The sequence below is a fragment of the Salinibacterium sp. genome (assembly GCF_031364185.1).
Lineage (GTDB): Bacteria > Actinomycetota > Actinomycetes > Actinomycetales > Microbacteriaceae > Rhodoglobus.
In genome coordinates this window covers 1-4258 of the sequence record NZ_JANLVV010000333.1, presented here as the reverse complement: position 1 = coordinate 4258, position 4258 = coordinate 1, and the positions used below count along the sequence as shown (strand labels likewise).

The 4258-nt window shown below is 64.9% G+C and carries 4 protein-coding genes; all 4 read left to right on the top strand.

The features are described 5' to 3' along the window. The coding region (locus RMN95_RS14515; RefSeq protein WP_309617620.1) for a prephenate dehydrogenase at positions 1-1011 on the top strand (1011 nt) is incomplete at its 5' end. Continuing rightward, positions 1008-1691 (top strand): (d)CMP kinase, encoded by a 684-nt coding sequence (cmk, locus tag RMN95_RS14510; protein ID WP_309617619.1) that lies wholly within the window; start codon positions 1008-1010, stop codon positions 1689-1691. The genes RMN95_RS14515 and cmk, both read left to right, overlap by 4 nt. Before the next feature lie 12 nt (positions 1692-1703). After that, positions 1704-3230: a ribosome biogenesis GTPase Der gene (der, locus tag RMN95_RS14505; RefSeq protein WP_309617618.1), complete on the top strand. Its 1527-nt coding sequence runs from the start codon at positions 1704-1706 to the stop codon at positions 3228-3230. Further along, on the top strand, positions 3227-4258 hold a 1032-nt coding region (locus tag RMN95_RS14500; protein WP_309617617.1), incomplete at its 3' end, for an acyltransferase. The genes der and RMN95_RS14500, both read left to right, overlap by 4 nt.

Sequence of the window (4258 nt, the reverse complement as noted above, 5' to 3'; positions counted from 1 at the left end):
GAACGCGGCGTGGATGTCGCGCTGGATGACGTGTCGCCCTCCGCGCTCGAACTGGCCGTCGACTATGGCGCAGGGCGACCCGGCCGACCGGGGGAGCTGCCCGAGCTCGTCGTCGTCTGTGTGCCGCCGGACGTCGTGGCCAGGGTTGTCGCGGCGGAGCTTCGGGCACATCCGCAGGCGCTGGTGACGGATGTCGCGAGTGTCAAGGTCGCACCGCTCGAGGAGTTGCGTGCGCTGGGTGTCGACCTCTCGCGATACATCGGCTCGCATCCCATGGCAGGGCGGGAGCGCGGCGGTGCCATCTCGGCGCGGGCAGACCTCTTCATCGGGCGCCCCTGGGTGATCGCCGGTCATCGCGATATCAGCTACCGCCGTGCGGCACCGGTCGAGCAGCTCGCCCTCGACCTCGGCGCGCTCCCCATCGAGATGAGCGCAGAGGATCACGACCGTAACGTTGCCCTGGTCTCCCATGCCCCCCAGGTAGTGGCGTCCCTGCTCGCCCGCAGGTTAGGCGGCGCCGGTGATTCCGCGGTGTCGCTCGCGGGCCAGGGGCTGCGAGACACCACGCGTATAGCGTCGAGCGATCCGGAACTGTGGGTGCAGATCCTGGGGGCCAACGCCGGCCCTGTGGCCGAGATTCTAAGGGCGTTCAGGGACGACCTCGACGCCATCGTCTGGGCGCTCGAGAATCCAACGGCGACGGGATCCCGGCGCGCCATCGCCGAATCCCTCGCCGGTGGCAACGCCGGCGTGGCTCGCCTCCCCGGTAAGCACGGCCAGGCCAGCCATTTCAGCCAGATCGTCGTCAAAGTGGATGACACTCCGGGTGAGCTGGCGAGGCTCCTCACCGAAATCGGCCAGGCCGGAGTGAACATGGAGGACCTGCGGCTCGAGCATTCACCGGGTGCGCAGATCGGACTCGCCGAGATCTCTGTGCTGCCCGAGGTCGAGGAACGGCTGTCGACCGAGCTGGCCGCCCGGGGCTGGAAGATCGCCGGGGCGTTCGCATGACGACACTGGTGGTGGCCGTCGACGGGCCAGCGGGCAGTGGTAAGTCAAGCGTGTCGCGGGCGGCAGCCACACGGCTCGGTTTCGACTACCTCGACACGGGAGCCGCATACCGGGCACTCGCGTGGTTCTGCCTCGAGCGCGGCATAGACACCTACGGCGGCGACGATCTCATTGACTCCCTGCCAGGCTTCGAGTTTTCGATCGGCACTGATCCCGATGATTACTTCGTCCGGGTCGGTGCCGAGACCGTCACGAACGACATTCGGGAACCCCGAGTGACCCATATCGTGAGCAGTGTCGCCCGAGTGCCCGAGGTGCGCCGCTACCTGGTGAAGTTGTTTCGCGGCGTCATCGAGGGCAGTCCCGCCGCCGGCATCATCGTGGAGGGGCGAGACATCACCACCGTGGTCGCGCCGGATGCGAGGGTGCGGATTCTGCTGACGGCATCCGAGGAAGCTAGAATGAGCAGGCGTTCTGCTGAACTCACCGGGGTCGACGCCTCGACCACAGCACGAGAGCTTGCCTCACGGGACGCGCAGGATTCGCGCGTCGTGGACTTCATGACCGCCGCAGATGGTGTGACCACCATCGATTCCACCGATCTCGACTTCGACCAGACCGTGCAGGCTGTCGTGAGTCTCGTGCGCAGTGCAGACCCGCGCGGCACGCAGAACACCTAAGGAACCCCCCCCATGGCCGAGCTTACCGATTCGTCCGATAGAGACGATTTCCCCGACCTCGACGAGGCGCTCGCCGAACGAATTCGGGGGATCGACGACGACGAGGCCGCGCAGCGCGCCAGCGCCCTGCGCCAGGGGCTCGCCGACTACGACCTCGATGATGACGACTTGGGCATCCTCGACCTGGCGACCGAAGACCCTGACGCGATCGTCTATCTGCCCGCGCTGCCGGTGCTCGCTATCGTCGGCCGCCCGAACGTCGGCAAGTCGGCACTCGTGAACCGCATCATCGGGCGCCGAGAAGCCGTCGTCCAGGACACTCCCGGCGTCACCCGTGATCGCGTCAACTACAAAGCAGAATGGGCGGACCGCCAGTTCACCATCGTCGATACCGGCGGCTGGGAGCCGGATGCCAAGGGCATCAACGCCTCCGTGGCAGCGCAGGCCGAGATCGCCATCGACCTCGCCGACGCCGTGCTGTTCGTCGTCGACGCCACGGTGGGTGCGACATCCACTGACGAGCATGTCGTTCGTATGCTGCGCGCCACGAAGAAGCCCGTCATTTTGGTCGGCAATAAAGTCGATGACGTTCACCAGGAACCGGATGCCGCCGCGCTCTGGTCACTCGGACTCGGGGAGCCCTGGCCCGTCTCGGCCGTACACGGTCGTGGTGTTGCCGACCTGCTCGACCACGTCCTGACGATCCTCCCGAAGATCTCGGCCGTCGCCAAGGAGGAGGTGGGCGGCCCGCGTCGCGTCGCCATCCTGGGCAAGCCCAACGTGGGCAAGTCGAGCCTGCTCAACAAGACCGCGGGGGAGGAGCGAGTGGTTGTCAATGAACTCGCAGGAACCACCCGTGACCCGGTCGACGAGCAGATCGAGCTGGGCGGGAAGTTCTGGCGATTCGTCGACACCGCCGGCATCCGTCGCCGAGTGAACCTAGCCCAGGGGGCCGACTTCTATGCCACCCTGCGCACGTCGGCCGCGCTCGAGAAGGCCGAAGTAGCTGTCGTCGTCATTGACGTGTCGGCGCCGATCAGCGTGCAGGACCTGAAGATCGTCGACCTCGTGCTCGAATCGGGCCGAGCCCTGGTGCTCGCCTACAATAAGTGGGATCTCCTGGACGACGAACGTCGCATCTACCTGGAGCGCGAAATTGAGCAGGACCTGTCGCACGTGGCGTGGGCGCCGCGCGTCAACATTTCCGCCAAGACCGGGCGTCACCTCGAGAAACTGGTTCCCGCGCTCGAGCTCGCACTCGAGTCCTGGGATACCCGTATTCCGACCGGTAAGTTCAACGCGTTGCTGGCGGAGCTCACACAGGAGCACCCGCATCCCGTACGCGGTGGTAAGCAGCCCCGCATCCTCTTCGGCACCCAGGCGGCGTCGCGGCCACCGACCTTCGTACTCTTCACGACAGGGTTCCTCGACCCCCAGTACCGGCGCTTCATCACCCGCCGCCTGCGTGAAATCTTCGGATTCGATGGCAGCCCGATCAACGTCAATATGCGGGTGCGGGAGAAGCGCAAGCGCTCATGACCGATGGAACGTCAGAGCCGGTGGCGGTGCGCGCGGGAGCGAAACAACTCAAGTCGATCCAGGTCGCTCGAGGATTCGCTGCGCTGGCGGTGGTGGCGTTCCACTTGCTCGACACCGAGGCGAGGTACTTCTCCGGGGAGAGCCTTCTCCCCGGTTTCTTCGATGGCGGCCAGGCCGGCGTCGATCTTTTCTTCGTCATCAGCGGCTTCGTGATGGTGCTCACCACCCGAGGCAAGCACGGCTCGGTTCGCAATGTCGCAAAATTTGCGTGGAACCGGACGTTCCGGATCTATCCGACCTACTGGGCATACTTCCTCTTGTTGTTGCCCATATTCCTACTCTTCCCGACGTGGATCAATGCCTCGCAGGGCAACCAGGTAAACCTATTCACCTCGTTCTTCCTGCTGCCGTCCAACACATTGCCGATACTGCTCGTCGCCTGGACGCTGACACTGGAACTCTGGTTCTACATCGTATTCACGGTGATCCTGTTCCTCCCGGAGCGACTGCTTATTCCCGTATTGGCCGTCTGGTTCGTCATCCTCGTCGTCGTCAACTGGAACGGGCCGATTTCCGCAGACCCGTTCGTGCAGGTGCCCGCGAACGCGATGGCGCTCGAGTTCATCTTCGGAGGAGGAACGGCACTCATCTTCCGGCGGATAAGCCGCCCGGTGGCGATCATTCTTGCGTTGGTCGGGCTCGCCATCATTATCCTGCTCGGCAGCACGCCGCCGCAGAGCATCACGGCCGGCGCTGGCCTGCCTCGGCCCCTGACGATGGGCATCGGTTTCGCGTTGCTGCTCGCGGCCTTTACCGCATGGGAGCACCGCGGCAGTATCGGCATCTTGCGCCGACTCGCCATCTTGGGGGACATGTCGTATTCGGTTTACCTTGGCCACATTCTTGTGTTGGTGGCGATGGGCAGAGTCTGGCAGTCGATTTCGGGCCCGTTTGCCGGCAACAGTGTCGCAGCGGGGGCATGGCTGGTCCTCATGGTGCTGGCAGTGCTGCTCTTCGGCTACCTCAGC